This window comes from Kitasatospora sp. NPDC088160 (assembly GCF_044741445.1).
Taxonomy (GTDB): domain Bacteria; phylum Actinomycetota; class Actinomycetes; order Streptomycetales; family Streptomycetaceae; genus Kitasatospora.
The window spans coordinates 1-1084 of sequence record NZ_JBIUSS010000062.1 but is presented as its reverse complement, the minus strand read 5'-3'; the positions used below and the strand labels follow the sequence as shown (position 1 = coordinate 1084).

At 67.9% G+C, this 1084-nt stretch carries 2 protein-coding genes; both read left to right on the top strand.

The features are described from left to right. Positions 1 to 41 precede the first annotated feature (41 nt). Positions 42 to 581: a winged helix-turn-helix domain-containing protein gene (locus ACIOGZ_RS41850; RefSeq protein ID WP_400989915.1), complete on the top strand. Its 540-nt coding sequence runs from the start codon at positions 42 to 44 to the stop codon at positions 579 to 581. Further along, positions 578 to 1084: transposase (locus ACIOGZ_RS41845; protein WP_400989918.1), on the top strand; the 507-nt coding region annotated here is incomplete at its 3' end. The genes ACIOGZ_RS41850 and ACIOGZ_RS41845, both read left to right, overlap by 4 nt.

Genomic DNA, 1084 nt, shown 5'->3' with positions numbered 1-1084 from the left:
TTCGCCTGCCGTTGGAGGGTTGGTCCCGGTAGTCGTGTGCTGTGAGGTATGCACAGGGTGGCGGTTTGACCGACGCGGAGAGGGCCGCGCGGGAGCGGATCCGACGGCAGGCCGTGGATCGCTTCGAGGGCGGTGAGAAGAATCGGGACATCGCGGCCGCACTGCGGGTGAGTGTGCGTTCGGTGGAGCGCTGGCGCCGGCAGTGGCGCGAGGACGGCGCGGCAGGAATCGCCTCGAAGGGTTCGCCGGGTCGTCCAAAGCTTTCCGATACCCAGATCATGAGGCTGGAGCGGGAGTTGGAGCGTGGGCCGCTTGCCCACGGCTGGGACGACCAGCGATGGACCTTGGCTCGGGTGAAGACGCTGATCGGCCGGATGTTCCACGTTTCCTACACCGTGGAGGGCACGTGGGTCCTGCTCAAGCGGCACGGCTGGTCCTGGCAGCAGCCGGCCCGCCGGGCCATCGAGCGTGATGACGCGGCCGTCGAGTTGTGGAAGAAGGAGACGTGGCCGCGGGTAAAAGCGCCGCGGCGGCCCGCGAGGCCTGGCTTGTCTTCGAGGACGAAGCCGGGCAGTCGATGAGGCCGCCGCGCGCCCGGACCTGGGGTCGGGTCGGCTGCACGCCCGTGGTTCGGGTGCGCGGCCGAGGAGGCGGCCGGGTCTCCATGGCGGGGCTGAGCTGCTACAAACCCGGTCAGCGCTCGCGGATGTTCTACAGCTTCCACGTCTACCGGGGCCGCAAAGGTGAGAAGAAGGGCCTGACCTGGCAGGACTACCGGGACCTGCTCATCCGGGCGCACATCCAGCTCAGCGGTCCGATCGTGCTCGTGTGGGACAACCTGCGTGCCCACCTGATGCCGCCGATGCAGGAGTTCATCAAGGCGAGCAAGGACTGGCTGACCGTCTTCCAACTCCCCTCGTACGCTCCCGACCTCAACCCGCAAGAGGGCGTCTGGTCGCTGGTCAAGCGCACCATTGGCAACCTCGCCGCCGCCGACATCGACCAACTCGCCCGAGCCGTCAAGCGCAGCCTGAAGAGACTCCAGTACCGCCCTCACCTCATCGACGGATGCCTCGCCACCACC